We start from the raw sequence: 16427 nt of genomic DNA on the forward strand, positions 1-16427 counted from the left end.
CCGCACGGCCGAGTACGGCGAGGCTAGCGACCCGAACCCGGGCGTCACCGTCGTGATGCCACGAACGCGGCCGCTCCCGGCCCGTCGAGCTCGTCCCGTACGACCTGCCGACCGGAGACGGCCAGCAGCAAGGAAAGGGCGGGCCCCCTGACTTCCGGACCGTCCCCTGCGGACAGGTCGGCGTCCGTCGCCGTGAGCCGGACACGGGCCGTCAGTTCCTTGGCTCCGCCGAAGGAGGCGGGGGTGCGGAGCTGCAGGCGCAGTGACCGGGCGACGGCCTCCGGCGGGTAGGAATGGGCGAGCCCCAACGGCCTGCGGATGTCCTCACCGTGCACGACCTGCTCGACGAGCCGGCTGTCCAGGGGCGCCGGTGGCGTCGACGTCCGCGATGCCACCCGACGAAGTCGCTGCAACGTCTGCTGCGGTGAGGCGCCTCGCTCCCGCTCCACACCGCGTGCGTTCTGACGGTCGAAGTCGAACCGCTCCCTGGCAAGGCCGACCACGAAACCGATCCGTGTCGTCCGGGCGGTGTCGACCAGATGGGCGGCCACGTCACGCACGGTCCATCCCGCACACAGCGAAGGAAGCTCCCACTGCGCGTCATCGAGTCGCGCGAGGTCGTCGATCAGCGCCGCACGTTCCGCATGCACCATCGGCCAGACATCGCTACTCATGGGGTCTCCTTCACCCAGAACTGCCCTATCCGCCCTGTAGGACCCCTGGCCCGGTGAAAACTCATCGCTCAGCACGTGTGACCGGGCGCGGCCGGCAGACCCGGGACCTGCGCGGTCGGTGCCCTCGGTGTGGGTCCCGGCTACGGTGGCGGGGTGCTGTGAGCGATAACACCCCTCCATTCTGCGGGTTGTGGGGGAGGTGGGCTGCGGGGTGATCCGGACGGGGAATTGGCCCGAGCGGTCTTGACTGGGTCACGTCAAGTATCCATAGTGATGCCCGGCCGTACGGCAGGTCGCGCATCCCGCCCATGCCTTCGGGGCGGTTCGCGGTCTCGATTGTTAGCGCTAACAATCGGCAATGCCTCGGAACAGCCCGCCACCAGCAAGGAGTCCACCCTTGACGATGCAGACCTGGCTGCGCCACGCACGGCGCAGCCTCCTCGCCACCGGCACCACCGCCGTACTGACCGTCGCCCTCCTGGTCGGTACCGAAGCCACCTCGCAGGCCGCCTCACAGGGGCCCTGCGACCTCTACGCCTCCGGCGGCACGCCCTGTGTGGCCGCCCACTCGACCACGCGCGCCCTCTACGGCGCGTACAACGGCTCGCTCTACCAGGTCCGGCGGGCGTCCGACAGCGCCACCAAGGACATCGGGGTGCTGAGTGCCGGCGGATACGCCGATGCCGCCGCCCAGGACGGGTTCTGCGCCGGAACCACCTGCGTGATCACCGTCATCTACGACCAGTCCGGCCGGGGCAACAACCTCACCCAGGCCCCCGCAGGCGGCGCCGCTCCCGGCCCCGACAACCTCGCCCCCGCCACCGCCGCGCCGGTCACCGTGGCAGGCCACCGGGCCTATGGCGTATACGTCGCCGCCGGAACCGGCTACCGCAACAACAAGACCAACGGCATCGCCACCGGCGACCAGCCGGAGGGCATGTACGCCGTCCTCGACGGCACGCACTTCGGCGGAGGATGCTGCTTCGACTACGGCAACGCCGAGACGAACAGCCTCGACACCGGCAACGGCCACATGGAGGCCATCTACTTCGGCGACAGCACGATCTGGGGATCGGGCACCGGCAACGGCCCCTGGGTGATGGCGGACCTGGAGAACGGCCTCTTCTCGGGCCCCAACGCCGGCTACAACGCCAATGATCCCAGCGTCAGCCACCGCTTCCTGACCGCGATCGTCAAGGGCGCCCCCAACCTCTGGGCCATCAAGGCCGCCAACGCCCAGTCCGGCGGCCTGTCCACGTACTACAGCGGAGCCCGGCCCAACGTCCAAGGGTACAACCCGATGCACAAGGAGGGCGCGATCATCCTCGGTATCGGCGGCGACAACAGCAAGTCCTCCAGCGGCACGTTCTACGAGGGGGTCATGACCTCCGGCTACCCGACGGACGCCACGGAGAACGCGGTCCAGGCCAACATCACCGCCGCCGGCTACCAGGCGCCCGCACTCACGTCCAGCGCCCTCACACCGGGGGCCCGGGTCTCCTTGAAGGCCACCACCACCTGCTGCAACGCCGACTACCTGCGCCACCAGGCCGACGGCAGCGTGGCCATCTCGCCGGTCACCGCCGCGAGTTCGAGCGCCGACAAGAGCGATGCGACGTGGATCGTACGTCCCGGGCTGGCCGACTCCGCCTGCCTGTCCTTCGAATCCGCCGGCACCCCCGGACAGTATCTGCGTCACGCCGGATTCCAGCTCCGCACCGCGGCCTCCGACGCCACCGCCCTGTTCAACCGGGACGCCACCTTCTGTCTCCGGGCAGGACACAGCGGGCAGGGCTACTCCTTCCAGTCGGTCAACTACCCGAACCGCTTCATACGTCACTACGCCTACACCGGCTACCTCGCGGGGGACGGGGTCGGCGGCAACACGTGGGACAGTGACGCCCTGTGGAGTGAGGACACCTCCTGGCTGACCGCCCAGCCCTGGTCCTGACCTCGTTCCGGTGGCACACCCCGCGCAGGCGGGTGTGCCACCGGTTCAGGAGCGGGCCCCCAGCACTTCGGCGAGGAAATGGGCCTCGTTGCGCCCGAGTCGGGTCGCAATCACGACCTCGCTGCCCGTGATGCGGCCGACGACGGCGACCTTGGCGAGCAGCCGGCCCTCGCCCTGGACGATCGCCAGGGAGTTCGTGGGCTCGGTCCGCCCCGTCACTCTGCCGGTCAGAGTGGTGAACGCCTTGGCGTCCTTCTCCTCGAACGTCACGCGCACCGACCATCCCCCCGGAGCGCCGTCCCCCGTGTCCTCGAACGCCGAGACCTCCCTGAACCTGTTGACCGTCATACCGGGAGCGGTGGAGACGACCACGCACTGCTGCCGGTCGTCCGAGGTGAAGCCGCGCCCCGAGGGCACTCCGGGCTGCGAGGTTCCGAAGGGGGTGGCTTCGGACGTCCCGCTGCCGGGGCACGCCCCCTGCTGCTCGCGCTCCACTTCGAGGAAGCGCACGGGCCGGTCGGGGGCCCCGGCACCGCCCTTGGCATCCCCGTCGCCGGACCCGTCCCAGGGGCTCAGCACCAGCAGCGTCGCGGTCAACGCGCCGACCGCGACCAGCCCGCCGACGGCCAGCCGCACCCGTCGGCCCCGACCGGACGCGGCGGTGGGCGGCGGGCCGGGGAGACGTACGGTCCCGGCGGCCCCGGCCACGGCCTGCGTGGGCTCGTCCGGTCCACCGCGCCCGGGCGGGGAGGCCGGTCCGGTGGCACCGACCTGGCGCAGCGCCGCACGCAAGGCATCGGTGCGCTCGGCACGGTGCCGCTCGATGGCCTCGGTCCACCGGGCATCCAGCACACCCCCGTTGCTGCGGGCCGAAGGCTCCTCACCGAAGTGGGCGGCACAGTGGGCGACCAGCTCGGCAGGGGTGGGCCGCGCTCGCGGATCCAGAGCGAGACAGGGCAGAACGAGGGCGTCCAGAGCGGGCGGGAGGCCGGAGACGTCGGTGTCGCCGGTGGCCGCGCGCATCAGCAGCTCCAGGGCCGAGATCTCCTCGATGTCCCGGTACGGCGGCCTCCCCACCGCCAGGTAGTACAGCGTCGCCCCCAGGGAGAACACGTCGGACGCCTCCGTGGTCGACTCCCCCCGGGCCTGTTCCGGAGAGGCGTACGCCACGGTGCCGAGCGCCGACTGGGTCCGCGTCAGGTCGTGTGCCTGAGAGATGCCGAAGTCGATCACGCGCGGCCCCTCCACGGGCAGCAGCACGTTCGACGGCTTGATGTCCCGGTGCACCAGCCCTGCCGAGTGCAGGGACGCCAGCGCCTCCGCCATCCCCGCGGCCACCCAGTGCAGCGCATCCGTTCCCAGCGTGCCGCAGTCCTCCACCAGTTCCTTCAACGAAGGCGCCGGCACGTACTCCTGAGCCATCCACGGCACCTCCGCCGTGGGATCGGCGTCGACGACGCTCGCCGTGTAGATCCCGCGTACCCGCTGCGCACACGCGACCTCCCGGGCGAACCGGCGCCGATCGTCCGCGTTGTTCGTGATCAGCGTCTTCAGCGCGACCGTACGCCCCGCCGGTGACCGCGCCAGGTACACCCGCCCCATGCCGCCGCTCGCCAGTTCGGCCAGCACGGTGAACCGTCCGACCCGTTGGCCCGGACGTACCGCTTCCGCCCCACCCCACCGCATGCCCCGTCCCCACCCGTCTCCCCGTTGCGGGGAAGCCGCAGCCCAAGCGGTCGCACCGCACGCGACTCGACCGCTCTGCATCGTCACGTACGAACGCGAACGGCGCATGCGTTTCACTGAGTTGGCCCACGATGCGGCGCGAGGCCCCGTCGCGGCGTGCCCCGGCCGGGGGAGCGGTGTAAGGTACCCCACCGGGGTATGTCGACCCCGGACGGGCGCAGACAGGAATGAGAGTGCGGGCATGAGCGGCGGAGCGGCAGACAGGCGGGGCTTGCGCCGACTGGTCGCCGTGTGTGCGCTGCTGCTCGGCCTGTTCCTGATGCACGGCGCTCCGGCCACCGCTGCCGAGGGCTGCCACGGTGCGGTGCCCTCCGTAGCCGCTCATGCGCTGGACGGTCATGCCGCGTCCGCTCCCACGCCGGACGGTCATACCGCGTCGGCGATGGCCCCGGCGCAGATGCGGGCCACCGCGCAGACGCAGGCCATCGCGCACAGTGCCCCGGCCTTCCGGGCCGCGCCCAGTGCGGGAATGAGCGGCGAACGGTGCGTGTCCACCCCGGCCCAGGAGCGCAACCCGCTGCCGGCTCCGGCCCTTCTCGCCGCTGTCGCCGCCTTGTCGGCCGAGTGGTCGTCGGCTGCCTGGCGGGCGGCCATCGGCCGGCTGTGGCGGCGCGGTCCGCCGACCGGCGGGCGAGATCTGCTGACGCTGGTGTGTATCGCGCGGACGTGACAGGTGCCGCCGGCCCCGGCCCCGGCCGCGACCGGCACCGTGTCCTGCCCTTCCCGCGCGCCACCGGTGTGGTGCGCCCACCCCGAAAGACATCGCGATCCCATGTTCTTCTCTTCCCGTCCCACCACGCACCGCCGCGCCCTGGCCGCGGCCGGAACCGCTGTCGCCCTCGCGCTGACGGCGGTCGCCTGCGGCTCCTCCGACGACTCCACGTCCATGCCCGGCATGGACCACGGCGGCGAGTCATCCGCGGCCTCCTCGCCGCGTGCGACAGCCTCGACGGACGACATGCCCGGCATGGAGCACATGGCCACGGACAAGGGCCTGTCCGATGCCCAGGACGGCTACCGACTCACCTCCTCCCAGCGGTCCCTCGCAGCAGGCAAGCAGGCCGACTACCGGTTCACGGTGACCGGCCCGGACGGCAAGCCGGTCACCGGCTTCGCCGTCGACCAGACCAAGCGGATGCACTTCTACGCCATCCGCTCGGACCTGACCGGCTTCCAGCACATCCACCCGGCCATGGCGGCCGACGGCACCTGGACCGCCGGCCTCGCCGCCCTGACCCCGGGGGAGTGGCGCATGTTCGCCTCCTTCACCCCCAACAGCGGGGCCGGTAAGGGCAAGGACTTCGTGCTCAGCCGCTCCGTCACCGCGCCTGGCCGGGCCACCGAGACGCCGCTGCCCGCAGCGGCCGGCAGCACTCGGGTCGACGGATACACCGTGACCGTCAAGGGCGAGCCGATGGCCGGGATGGCGCACCCGCTGACCGTCTCCGTCGCCAAGGACGGCGATCCGGTCACCGATCTGCAGCCCTACCTGGACACCTACGCCCACCTGACCGCCTTCCATGAGGGCGACGCCGCGTTCGCCCACCTCCACCCCACGACGAAGCTCAACGGGAACCACGGCGGGCCGGACCTGTCCTTCCACGCGGAGCTGCCCACCGCGGGCAACTGGCGGCTGTTCCTGCAGTTCCGGACCGGCGGCACGCTGCACACGGCAGCCCTGACGCTGCGCGTCGGCTGAACCCCTGCGGGCGCCCCGGCCGGGGGCGCCCGCACCTCCCGGGACCGGACCGCCCGGCCTGGGTTCGGCCGGTAGCCGCCGATCGAATCGCCGAGCCCCGATGACCGCGGCACATCGGGGTACACGAGTGCGCATGGCACCGAAGAAGACCGAGCGCATCCAGTTCCTGCGGGCCGTGCGGCAGCTGCACCGCGCCCGTTCCTTCTACGCCGTCGGCGCACTGCTGTGGGCGGCGTCCGTCGTCTGGACCGGCTGGCAGGCCCCCGGAAGCCGTCAGATGTGGGTATCGGCCCTCCTCCTGACCGTCTTCACCGGCCTCCTCATCACCGCCGCAGTGTCTCTGCGGCGCCTCGCGGCCCACACCACGTACCGGCCCGCACACCACGGCGTCTCGCACAAGGCATCGCACCCCCGCGGGGCGCACACCTGACACGTGAGGAACTCGGCCTCCCGGGGCGGCGATTCGCCACCTGGACCCACGTATCGGCTGTGAAGACGCGCCGTTTCGGGTCGGGCAGACTACGCACATGCGCCTCCCCGCCGAAGCCGTTGACGGCACCGTACTGATCGAGGTCGTTCGACTCTCCGGCCTGCCCGCCGGGCGGGACGACCCTTATCCCGGCACGGTTGCGGCCCACTGGGCCGGAAGCGATGCCGCCGCCGCACTGTCGCTGATGGCGAGTCTGCCCGGCAGCGAACAGCACCGCTGCGGGTTCTCGCCCGGCTGGAGCGTCCGGGCGTACGACGAACACCTCGGCGCGGCCCTGTTCGAGGCGGCGTTCTGCTTCACGTGCCACGAGGTCCGCATGCGGGGCACGGCCGTGCCGCCCGCCCTGGCCACGCAGTACTTCGATCCGGAGTCGACTCAGGCGCAGAACCTCTTGTCACTCTTCCGCGGGGCGCACGCGTAGCAACGGCGGGCTGTTGTGCCACCGATCCCGGGTGGGCCTTGTCCTTCCCCGGCGGCGAACTCGGCGCGTGGGCGCGCGGTTCAGTCACCCTCCTGGGCCGCCACGGGCGGGCGGAAGCAGGCGATCACCATCTTGCCGTCGTTGCAGGGGCGGGTCTCCCACTCGTCGGCCAGGGCGTCGACGAGGAACATGCCCCGGCCGCCGGGCCGGTCGGAACTCGGCGGGCGTGGTGTGGGCAACGCGGTCGAGGAGTCGTGGACGGCCACGTGCAGACAGCACTCGTCCCAGGTCATGACCAACTGCGCGTTGCTGTCGGCGTGGACATGGGCATTGGTGACGAGCTCCGAGACGGTCAGAAGCACATCGTCGACCACCTCCGAGGCGTCGGCGGCCCACGGCAGCGTCTCCAGGTGCCCACGTGCCCATTCCCGCGCGATCCTGATCTCACTGTGCAGGGGCAGCGACCGGGCCCAACCCACGGCGCGCAGCGATTCCCCCATGGTGTTCCCTTCATCGGTCCGGTACCTACGTTCCGCGTGTACCCCTCGCGGAAGCATTGACGCGGTGCCCCGTCGCCATCGGGGGCGCGGCGCCTACGCCTGCCCGGGGCCGCCGTCGCGCAGGGAACCGATCATGCTCCGCAGGATGCGGAACGCGCCCGTCTGTTCGGCCTCCGTCAAGTCGGACAGCATTCTGACCTCGACAGCCCTGACCGCCGCGCTCGCCTCTTTCAGGCTCTCGCGGCCACGCGGTGTGAGTCGCGCGGGGAGAGCCTTTCCGACGCGCTCCTCCACGGGCCGGGTCACGTAGCCGTCCCGCTCCAGTGTCTGGAGCAGCACGTTCATGGACTGGCGTGTGACGAACGCGCCGCGCGCGAGCTCGGAGTTCGACAGGCCGGGGCGTTGGGCCAGCAGTTCGAGGCAGGAGTAGTGCGTCACGGTCATCCCGAGTGGCCGCAGCACCTCCTCCATGCCTGCCCGCAGCGCGCTCGAAGCCTCCTTCAGCAGGTAGCCCAGTGATTTGTCGAGGTCCACACCGCCACTGTTTTTGCCCATGTCAGGATTCTGACATACGGTGGGTGTGTCAGGAATCTGACATGGGATTCCGGCGTGACGGAAGGAGCATCACCATGCCCGCCATCGGCCCCGACTTTCTCTCGCTCCAAGTGCGCGACCTCGGTGTCTCCCAGGCGTTCTACGAGCAGTACCTCGGCCTGGTGCGCTCGCAGGCCGGGCCTCCGCACGCCGTCGTCTTCGAGACCAACCCGATCGCGTTCGCGCTCCGCGACCTCGTTCCCGGCACCGACCTCGCATCCGTGGCCCAGCCCGGCATCGGCGCTGCCATCTGGCTTCGCGCCACCGATGTCCAGGCCATCCACGACGCCCTCGTCGCCGACGGTCACACCATCGTCTCCGCACCGATCGACGGCCCCTTCGGCCGGACCTTCACCTTCGCCGACCCGGACGGCTACCACATCACCCTCCACGACCGCGCCTGAATGGCGGGCCGGTTCACTCCGCAGGGGGGATCGGGAGGGGCGCGAGCCCGAGCAGCCCCGCAGTCGCCTCGGCGGCGAGTCGCTGCCACTGGCGGGCACCGCGGATCATGGTGTGGCCCCCGTGGGGCATACGAAAGCCGTGGGTCCGCGCCCCGGCGTCCCGGGCACGGGAGAGATACGCCCAGGTGTCCCCGGCCCGGGTGACGCGGTCGCTCTCGTCGTGGAGGGCGACCACGGTGCGACCGCCCAGGTGCGCGGCGGACTCGCCGGGCGGACACCAGGGGGCCAGCGCCACCACACCCTTCACCTGCGGATCGACGGCCGCCCGTAGCGCCGCACGAGCGCCCATGGAATGACCGACGAGCACGACGGGCACCGGGCCGGCGACCTCGTACAGCTCGCTCAGCGCACGGCGGGCGTCGGCGACGGGATGGGCGTGGTGGCCGTTCCAGCCGCGGTGCTGGTAGCGGACGTGACCCACGAAGACGTCCTCCCGGGCCACGGCCCTCTGGATACGCGTGGCGAACGGCTTCATGCGCAGCGCGGGGAGGTTGAGCGCCGCAGGAGGTTCCAGCGCGTCGACGCGCCCGCCGTGGAGCAGGAGAACCGCGGCCCGCGCGCCCCGCACGGGGCGCCGACCGTCGGCGGGTCGCAGAGCGGCGCCTTCGGGGGCACCGTTCGAGCGATCGAGGAAAGGCATCTTCAGGTCCCTACGCGTCAGAGGTGGCGGGGCCACGCCCACCTCCAGCCCGGCGACGAGGCGTGCTCATACGCCCATCATGCCGTGGTGATGAGGGGACCGTGGACGTGCGGCCCGACGGCGGAACCACCACGACCGTACGGCACTCAACGCACAACCCGGCCCGGCCGCGTACCCGCCTCAGCGGCCCGGCGGGGTGAACTCCGGCTGGTCGAGCAGCCGCAGCCAACTCCCGTCCGGCTGGCGCCTGACGACCTGCGCCCGCGCACCGGCCCCGTCCTTCGGCGGGGTCGAGGTGAGGGCGATGTCACCGCTGATCAGCGTGGGCAGCGGCTGTTCCGGCTCGAAACGGGGGCCGTTGGCCAGCACCTTCTCCCACAGCGCACGGATCGCGTCGCGCCCGACCGTCCGTTCGCCGGGCGGGTAGGCCATGACCGCGTCCTCCTCGTACAGCGCGGCGACCCCGGCCGCGTCACCGGCGTTGGACCGCTCGACGAACAGGCGGGTGATGTCCTCGGGCCGCATGGCCTTCTCGTACTCCGGCATGGGTTGCTCCTCACGTGGTGTTCCGGCACTTTCCAGCGTGATCGGCCGCCGGTCAGAAGTCCAACAGATGGTTCTTCTGCAAACTAGAATGTGAAGGCATGGAACTGAGGCAGCTGGAGTACTTCGTCGCCGTCGCCGAAGAGCAGAACTTCACCCGCGCGGCTGAGCGGGTACACATCAGCCAGTCCGGCGTCAGCGCCCAGATCCGGCGGCTCGAGCAGGAGCTTGGTGCCGAGCTGTTCGACCGATCGGCCCGGACCGTCGTCCTCACCGTCGCGGGCAAGGCCGCGCTCGCACACGCCCGCGCCGCCCTCGCCGCGGCCGGAGCGGTCGGTCAGTCGGTGGACGAGGTGACCGAGCTGATACGGGGGCGGCTCACCGTCGGAATGGTCATCGGCTGCACCCTCACCCCGCTCTTCGAAGCCCTCGCCGCATTCCACGAGGCACACCCCGGCGTGGAGATCGCGCTCCTGGAGGACCATTCCGACCGCCTCTCCGAAGGGGTGCAGACCGGAGCCGTCGACCTGGCACTCATCGGGACCGCGACGGCGGCCCCCGACGGGCTGCACGCGCTGACCGTCATCAGCGAACGGCTCGTCGCTGCGGTCCCGGCCGGGCACCCCCTGACGAGGCGGCGGCGGCTCACCTTGCGGGACCTGGCCGCCCACCCCATCGTGTGCATGCCCACCGGCACCGGCCTGCGCGCCGTGTTCGACCAGGCATGCGCCGCGCAGCACCTCCAGCCCTCGATCGCGATGCAGGCCAGCGCCGCGGACGCCATCGCGGACCTCGCCGCCCGCGGCCTCGGCGTGGCCGTCCTCAGCGACTCGATGGCCGCGGCCCACCGCGACCGGCTCACCGCCCGCACCATCGACGACGTCGAGACACCGGCACTGCTCGCCCTGATCTGGAAGAGCACACACAACCCGGCGGTACGCGAACTCCTCACGCACACCCGACGAGCCTTTCACGCGTAGGTCAAATCCGGACGGAATCACCCGATCGGAACGTTCCTTTCGACGGTCGGCATCGTTGGGGAGTCTGGAATCCCGTAAACGATCACGAGCGAACCACGCACCGCCGTCCCCTGTACGGTCCGGTCCCCATCTGCCGAGTCGGCATGGCGGGCGCCGACGGTGGGCGTGGCTACAGGAGGTATGGAATGTGCTCTCTGCTGGAGAGCTTCTTCGACACGATGGATGAGCTGCACGTCGACTTCTGCCGCCGCCTGGAGAACATCGAGCGGGAGGCGCGGACCGTACCGGTGCCGGGCGTCGGCACTGCAAGCGGCGACACTGCGCACGCGGACAAGTTCGAAGAGATCCGGTACCCGCTCGGGCTGCGACCGCTCTGGACCGATGAGTACCTGCCGGCCGAATCCGTGAAGAACAGAGAGGAGAAAGGGTTCCTCGGGCCGGTCACAGCACTCTCCGACCCATCACTCCACGCAGAAACGATCGTCCGCGTGATGAAGCGGCAGGCAGGAACGATTCGCCGCGACTAGACCCGGACCAAGTGGTCAGCATTCCCGTCCGCAATGAGGAATACAGAGACTTTGACGAAGCTCATCGCAACCGTGCTGTTCACCACGGCCTTCGTGCTGGGTACAGCCATGGCAGCCCCCGCGAACCTGACCGACTCCGCCGCCCACCTGGTGAAGGACGCCCCATGAACCCGTGACACGGGGGCGGATACGACCCCGTCCTGCCGAGTCACCCCAACTCGGCAGGACACGCGGTCAGTTCGGACCGGGACCCGCTCCCCCATGCTGCACTTCAGTGCGGGAACGTCCTCGGCGGACGCTGACGGGGCAGCGTGGTGCGGAACTCCTCGATCGCGGAACTCACCTGCCGCATGAGCGAAGTCCGTTCCAGCTGACCGAGGTAGAGATTGCGGCGGGCGAGTCCGGGCAGGTCCACGCAGAAGTACAGCGCCATCAGCGGGTTGATGAACAGCTCGCTGTCCTTGGTCCTTTCCGTGAACCGTACGTTGCCGAAGTCACCGCGCACGGCAGCGGCCACGGATCCCTGCACGATGCTGGGGTGGCTCGCGGTGTGGCGCTGGGCATGTGCCACCGCGTCGAGATACAGCGCGCCCTCCCGCCCCGCCCCGAGCAGCGAGAACGCGCCGAGATAGGAGCCGTCCCGGTCCAGAGCGGCCAGGTTCTCCAGCACGAGCGAGTGGTTCACGCCGTGATACGCGTCCACCCCGAAGCCGAGGCAGGCCACCAGCCGGTGCTCGACCTCGTCGAGCCCGCTCACGGCGGCAAGGCTGGCCATGTCCTCCTCCGGGGTGCCGAGACCGTGCTCGTCGCCGCGCATCAGGATGTCGGTACCGCCGTCCACCAGCACGATCGCGTCCACACCGCCGAGGTGCTCGATCAGCGTCCGGTAGGCCGCCCGAAGCGGCCCGACCCCGATGCTCGGGAAGGCGTACACCGTCGACGGCAGATCCTGCGTCACGAGCCACTGGGCAAGCGTCCGTTCAGGGAAGTAGTCGCCACGCATGGGAGTGTCGGGCCCGATGGCCGCGACGTCCTGGTCCACCCACACATCGAGGTCCAGGCCGTACAAGTCGGCGAAGGACAGATTGGCAAGGTGTACCTCCTTGCCCGCCGACCGCAGCGCGCATGCGAGCGGCAGCCCTGCGTACACGTCGAAACCGCCGCCCGCACCGGCGATGAGCACCCGTCGCGCGTCGCGCAGACGAGTGAAGAATGCGGGTTCCCCCAGAGAAATCACCGCATGACGCTAGCAGGAGTGCGCGTCGGCACCAGACGTCGGCAAGGCTGGTGGTCAGCATGAGCCGCGACGTCGCTGCCGCCTGGGCGTGAGGCCCGGGTACGAGTGGATGACGTGGGCCCCTGCCGACGAGAGCGACCCGCGCATCGAGGCGTGGCGCACCGTCCACCGCTGCTTCGTCTCCGTCCGCCACGGCCTGCCGGCCGGAGCCTTCGACCTCGACCACGTCACCGGCGACGTCGAGATCCGCTACGCCGACGGCAGCGAGACCTTCACCCCGCTCGGCGAACCCGACACCACGACGGACACACGCTCGAAGCCGCCGCCGAGGAACTGCGCAGCCTGCTCTCCCATCACGCCGAAGCGACCACCGTCCACTACCTCAAGGTTTCGAGATCACTTGACCTTGCCCCAGGGGGAAGGGCGACGGTGTCTGCGTAGATCACACGAGCGAGCGGAGTCCGAGTGAAGGCGACCTGCGTCATTCTTGATATCGGTGGCGTGCTGGAGATCACGCCGGAAACGGGGTCGACGCAGCGGTGGGAGGAACGGCTGGAGCTGCCGTTCGGCACCGTGGATGAGCGGATGCGCGACGTGTGGCAAGCGGGGTGCGTCGGGAGTATCGGTGAGCGAGAGGTCCATGAGCAGGTGGCAGCACGCCTGGGGCTCGACGCGCCCCAGGTCGAAGCCTTCATGGCTGATCTCTGGGCGGAGTACCTGGGAACGCCCAACGAGGAACTCATCGCTTATGTGCGGGGGCTGCGGGGGAGCTGCAGGCTCGGCATCCTGAGCAACAGCTTCGTCGGTGCCCGGGAGCGGGAGACGGCGTTGTATCAGTTCGACGAACTGGTCGAGCACATCGCGTACTCGCACGAGATCGGCGTCGAGAAGCCGGACCCGCGTGCCTTCGAAGCCGTATGCACCGGCCTGGAGGTGCGACCGGAGAGCTGTCTGTTCATTGACGACCTCGCGGTCAATGTTGAGGCCGCGCGGGCAGTGGGCATGCAGGCGCATCTGTTCCAGGACAACGCACGGACGATTACGCGCATCGCAGCCCATCTGGCCTGACCGTCCTTCAGTCGTTGCCGGCCGGCTGCCCGGGCGCTTCCACGGACGCAGTCGCACGAGCGGGTAGCCGCCCGTGGCGACGCTCAGGGTCATGTCCATCGCATGCCGATGCCGGAAAGCAGGTTCACGCGCTCGGGGGTCAGTGCAGCGGCTCGGCTGCGTTGGTTGCTGACCCATGCCCCGAGCCGGAGTTCCCGTTCCTCTCGGTTCTCGCTGACGATCCGCTCGACATGCTTCCTCGGTACGTGGAGGTGTCCTTCGCGTTCGTAGTACTGGCGGGCGGCGGCATAGTGCATCGCCCACTTGTCGGCCTGCGTACGGGGAGGGGGCGGCTTCTCGTCCTCGGCCGCCGGGGTGATCCCGAGGATCTGCTCGCACATCCACTGCTGTACGGGCGTCAGGTCGTCCCACCCGTAGCGGACCGAGCGAACCCACCGTCCGAGGTCCTCGCCCTGGTCCCTCACGTCGCCCGGCCGGGTGGGCAGCGGGTGGCCGGCTCTCAGGTGGAGCCGGACGAGGTGGAAGCAGCGTTGCCATTCCACCGGCCAGCGCGGGCACCACGCCGGGTCGATCTCGTCCAGCTGTTCGCGCCGCTCGTCCGACAAGGCCCCGGCCGACGAGTGGACCGGCAGCCCTTCGGCCCGCCGCTGTTCATTCGCGGCCGCCTTGCGGGCCGCGGCCCGTGCGTTCTTCAACCAGATCCCCACCCGGTAGCCCTGGTGGACGGCGTCGGTGGGGGCGAGGAGGTGGCCTGCCTCGGCCGCCCATCCGCGCGCTGCCGAGAGGCCCTCTTCCCAGGCGACGTCGTAGTGCGACCAGACCATGCCCAGCTTCTCCAGCTGCGCGACGCGGTCCTCGTTCATGTCCCCACGGGCGTAGAACCTCCGGGCGTCGGCCGTCCACTGCCCGAGCGGGAACCCGGCGAGCGACGCCGGCCACACCTCGACCTCTTCGCCCTGGCCCTCCTCGGCCTCGCTGCTGTCGGTGGTGGGCACGCGGTAGGTGAACGGCACCTTCAGATCGCCGTGGATCCGGTGGTAGATGCTGGCAGCCTCGATACCGCGTCGCCAGTGCTCGTTCTCCGGGTTGAGGACGCGGAGGTTGATGAACGCGGCCAGCTGCGCCGGATCGCGTGGCACGGAGAACTTCAGCAGCTCCCGCGCCGGCCCCGACGGCCCCGCCACCCCGCCCGCCTCGATCTCGCCCTCCTGCCCCTGTACGGCCTTGTAGGCGCTGGGGGACTGCTGCTCGGCGAGGTGTTCCACGACGCGGGCGTCGTGCGCCCTGAGCGCTTCCAGGAGCTTCGCGAGTCCGCCGTACGCCCGGGAGGTGAGCATGTTGTCGACCGTCTCGCCCGGGCCGAGGAGCACCGGTACGACGAGCGAGGCGATCTTGCCCTCGCCGGGCTGCATCCGCAGCGCCCGGCCCACCGCCTGGACCAGGTCGGGCATCGCCCCGCGTACGTCCGCGAAGTACACGGAGTCGCAGTTCTTGGTGTCGACGCCCTCGCCCAGGACCTTCACCGACCCCAGGAAACCCTTCTCCACGACCGCGCCGTCGGTGGTGATCCCGGCCGCGAACTCGTCCAGCACCCGGCGCCGGTGGAGCGGCTTGTGCTCCCCGCACAGCCAGTCGGCCCAGATCGTGCGCGGGTAGAGCTCGGGTTCGGCGGTGTGCAGCCGTGCGGCGACGTGGGGGAGGCCGGCCGCGAACGCCTCGGCCTCGCGGACCTGGTGGTGGAAGGTCAGCGTGCGCCGGAAGCCTTCCTCCGAGGACGCCTTCACCAGGGCGGTCTGGAGGGCGGCGAGCCGGGCGCCGCGTACCTCGTCCGACCGGCCCTCGACCCCGAGGAGCTGCGCGGCCTGGAGCTGGGTGTCCGTGATGTCGACGCACACGACCTGGTACGGGGCACAGATGCCCCGGTCCACCGCTGCCGAGAGGGTGAGCGTGTACGCCCTGCTGCCGAAGGGGCTCTCGGGGTCGTCCTCCATGCTCGCGACCAACTCGGGCGGTGCTCCGCGGCCGGCGTCCTCGTCCAGCTGCCACATCCGTGGGGTGGCGGTCATGTAGAGGCGGCGCAGCGCGGGGATGCGGGTGTTGTCGTGGACGACGGCCCACGGCTTCCCGATCCGGCCCGATGTCCGGTGGGCTTCGTCCACGACGATCAGGTCCCAGCCCGGAAGGCCTGTGGCGTGCGCGCGCTCCATTGTGCCGAGGCCGAGCGAGGCGTACGTGGCGAACACGGTGACCTTGTCGAACGGCCGCACCCACGCGACCAGCTCCTCCACGTCCGTGGTGTTCGGGAAGCTGGCGTCCTCGCCCCGCAGCGACGAGACCCCGATCATCGGGCCCGTACGGCCGGTCTCCCGCCACGCGGCCTCGGTCTGCGTCAGCAGATCCAGCGAGGGGACGAGCACGAGCACGCGCCCGGCACGAAGCTTCTCCGCGCTACGCGCCGCGACCCGGGTCTTCCCGGACCCGGTCGCCATGACGACCTGAGTCCGCAGCCCTCGCTCCGGTACGAGCGACCGCGCAGGCAATTCGAGAGCACGAACAACCGCCTCGACAGCCTCCCGCTGCGCCGCCTCACGCGGGTCAATGCGGCCCGTACCCGACATATTCGCCTGACCTTTCCTGCTCTGATGCCCGATCGCTATGACCCGCCGGTCGCCACGTATTCAATCGAATCCGGTGGAGCGTGTTGTGGTCGGCCGGAGTCACGTACCGACATCTACCACCCGATGCCGCGGGCCCGGAGCGGGCACGTGCCGCAGTAGAAGGTGAGCCCGAAGGCAGGCTCGTCGTCGACCATGAGCAAGCGGCGCCGCGGTCCGCTGCTTCCCGTATCGAAGGTCAACCGTGCCTCGGAGGCTGGGACGCCGAGACTACAGAG

General features: G+C 70.4%; 17 protein-coding genes and 1 pseudogene. 10 read left to right on the forward strand and 8 right to left on the reverse strand.

Annotated features, from left to right (window positions below; genetic code table 11):
- Positions 1-44 precede the first annotated feature (44 nt).
- A complete protein-coding gene (locus AMK18_RS07795) occupies positions 45-674 on the reverse strand; it encodes a maleylpyruvate isomerase family mycothiol-dependent enzyme (protein ID WP_073862196.1) in 630 nt (209 codons plus the stop codon).
- A 403-nt stretch (positions 675-1077) separates the two neighbouring features.
- Between AMK18_RS07795 and AMK18_RS07800 the strand changes: the two genes are divergently transcribed.
- Positions 1078-2625: an alpha-L-arabinofuranosidase B gene (locus AMK18_RS07800; protein ID WP_198956963.1), complete on the forward strand. Its 1548-nt coding sequence runs from the start codon at positions 1078-1080 to the stop codon at positions 2623-2625.
- A gap of 45 nt (positions 2626-2670) precedes the next feature.
- Here the strand turns inward: AMK18_RS07800 and AMK18_RS07805 are convergent, their stop codons facing one another.
- The gene (locus AMK18_RS07805; RefSeq protein WP_107422327.1) at positions 2671-4311 is read right to left on the reverse strand and encodes a serine/threonine-protein kinase; all 1641 of its coding nucleotides are present in this window, start codon (positions 4309-4311) and stop codon (positions 2671-2673) included.
- 271 nt (positions 4312-4582) lie between these two features.
- On the opposite strand from AMK18_RS07805, the gene AMK18_RS07810 reads away from it, so the two are divergent.
- From AMK18_RS07810 to AMK18_RS07825, 4 genes are all read left to right on the forward strand, one after another.
- Positions 4583-5041, forward strand: a complete 459-nt coding sequence (locus AMK18_RS07810) for a hypothetical protein (protein ID WP_143202255.1) — start codon at positions 4583-4585, stop codon at positions 5039-5041.
- Positions 5042-5143: 102 nt separating this feature from the next.
- Positions 5144-6070: a hypothetical protein gene (locus AMK18_RS07815; RefSeq protein WP_073862200.1), complete on the forward strand. Its 927-nt coding sequence runs from the start codon at positions 5144-5146 to the stop codon at positions 6068-6070.
- 133 nt (positions 6071-6203) lie between these two features.
- Positions 6204-6500, forward strand: a complete 297-nt coding sequence (locus AMK18_RS07820) for a hypothetical protein (RefSeq protein WP_073862201.1) — start codon at positions 6204-6206, stop codon at positions 6498-6500.
- Positions 6501-6597: 97 nt separating this feature from the next.
- Positions 6598-6981: a c-type cytochrome gene (locus AMK18_RS07825; RefSeq protein WP_073862202.1), complete on the forward strand. Its 384-nt coding sequence runs from the start codon at positions 6598-6600 to the stop codon at positions 6979-6981.
- 80 nt (positions 6982-7061) lie between these two features.
- Here the strand turns inward: AMK18_RS07825 and AMK18_RS07830 are convergent, their stop codons facing one another.
- Together AMK18_RS07830 and AMK18_RS07835 are read right to left on the reverse strand one after the other, a co-directional pair.
- Entirely contained in the window at positions 7062-7481 is a 420-nt protein-coding gene (locus AMK18_RS07830) for an ATP-binding protein (RefSeq protein ID WP_073862203.1), read from the reverse strand.
- A 93-nt stretch (positions 7482-7574) separates the two neighbouring features.
- Positions 7575-8036 carry a MarR family winged helix-turn-helix transcriptional regulator gene (locus AMK18_RS07835; RefSeq protein ID WP_026171747.1) on the reverse strand — a complete coding sequence of 154 codons (462 nt, stop codon included), beginning with the start codon at positions 8034-8036 and terminating at the stop codon, positions 7575-7577.
- Positions 8037-8110: 74 nt separating this feature from the next.
- Between AMK18_RS07835 and AMK18_RS07840 the strand changes: the two genes are divergently transcribed.
- Positions 8111-8479, forward strand: a complete 369-nt coding sequence (locus AMK18_RS07840; RefSeq protein WP_073862318.1) for a VOC family protein — start codon at positions 8111-8113, stop codon at positions 8477-8479.
- Between the two features lie 13 nt (positions 8480-8492).
- On the opposite strand, the gene AMK18_RS07845 is transcribed toward AMK18_RS07840, so the two are convergent.
- Together AMK18_RS07845 and AMK18_RS07850 are read right to left on the reverse strand one after the other, a co-directional pair.
- On the reverse strand, positions 8493-9107 hold the full coding sequence (locus AMK18_RS07845; RefSeq protein WP_073862204.1) for an alpha/beta fold hydrolase: 615 nt from the start codon (positions 9105-9107) through the stop codon (positions 8493-8495).
- A gap of 252 nt (positions 9108-9359) precedes the next feature.
- Positions 9360-9725, reverse strand: coding sequence for a YybH family protein (locus AMK18_RS07850; protein WP_018104816.1), 366 nt, complete (start codon positions 9723-9725; stop codon positions 9360-9362).
- A 98-nt stretch (positions 9726-9823) separates the two neighbouring features.
- Between AMK18_RS07850 and AMK18_RS07855 the strand changes: the two genes are divergently transcribed.
- Together AMK18_RS07855 and AMK18_RS07860 are read left to right on the forward strand one after the other, a co-directional pair.
- On the forward strand, positions 9824-10702 hold the full coding sequence (locus tag AMK18_RS07855) for a LysR family transcriptional regulator (protein ID WP_073862205.1): 879 nt from the start codon (positions 9824-9826) through the stop codon (positions 10700-10702).
- Positions 10703-10845: 143 nt separating this feature from the next.
- The gene (locus AMK18_RS07860) at positions 10846-11229 is read left to right on the forward strand and encodes a hypothetical protein (RefSeq protein ID WP_241836487.1); all 384 of its coding nucleotides are present in this window, start codon (positions 10846-10848) and stop codon (positions 11227-11229) included.
- A 271-nt stretch (positions 11230-11500) separates the two neighbouring features.
- Here AMK18_RS07860 and AMK18_RS07865 read toward each other — a convergent pair whose 3' ends face one another.
- On the reverse strand, positions 11501-12466 hold the full coding sequence (locus AMK18_RS07865; RefSeq protein WP_073862207.1) for a DUF1152 domain-containing protein: 966 nt from the start codon (positions 12464-12466) through the stop codon (positions 11501-11503).
- Positions 12467-12578: 112 nt separating this feature from the next.
- Here AMK18_RS07865 and AMK18_RS35150 point away from each other — a divergent pair.
- Positions 12579-12907, forward strand: a pseudogene (locus AMK18_RS35150) (phenylalanine--tRNA ligase beta subunit-related protein); the annotation flags it as partial.
- A gap of 24 nt (positions 12908-12931) precedes the next feature.
- Entirely contained in the window at positions 12932-13534 is a 603-nt protein-coding gene (locus AMK18_RS07875; protein ID WP_073862209.1) for an HAD family hydrolase, read from the forward strand.
- Between the two features lie 89 nt (positions 13535-13623).
- Here the strand turns inward: AMK18_RS07875 and AMK18_RS07880 are convergent, their stop codons facing one another.
- On the reverse strand, positions 13624-16152 hold the full coding sequence (locus AMK18_RS07880; protein ID WP_073862210.1) for a DEAD/DEAH box helicase: 2529 nt from the start codon (positions 16150-16152) through the stop codon (positions 13624-13626).
- Between the last annotated feature and the right edge of the window lie 275 nt (positions 16153-16427).

The sequence above is a fragment of the Streptomyces sp. CB01249 genome, from assembly GCF_001905735.1.
GTDB lineage: Bacteria > Actinomycetota > Actinomycetes > Streptomycetales > Streptomycetaceae > Streptomyces.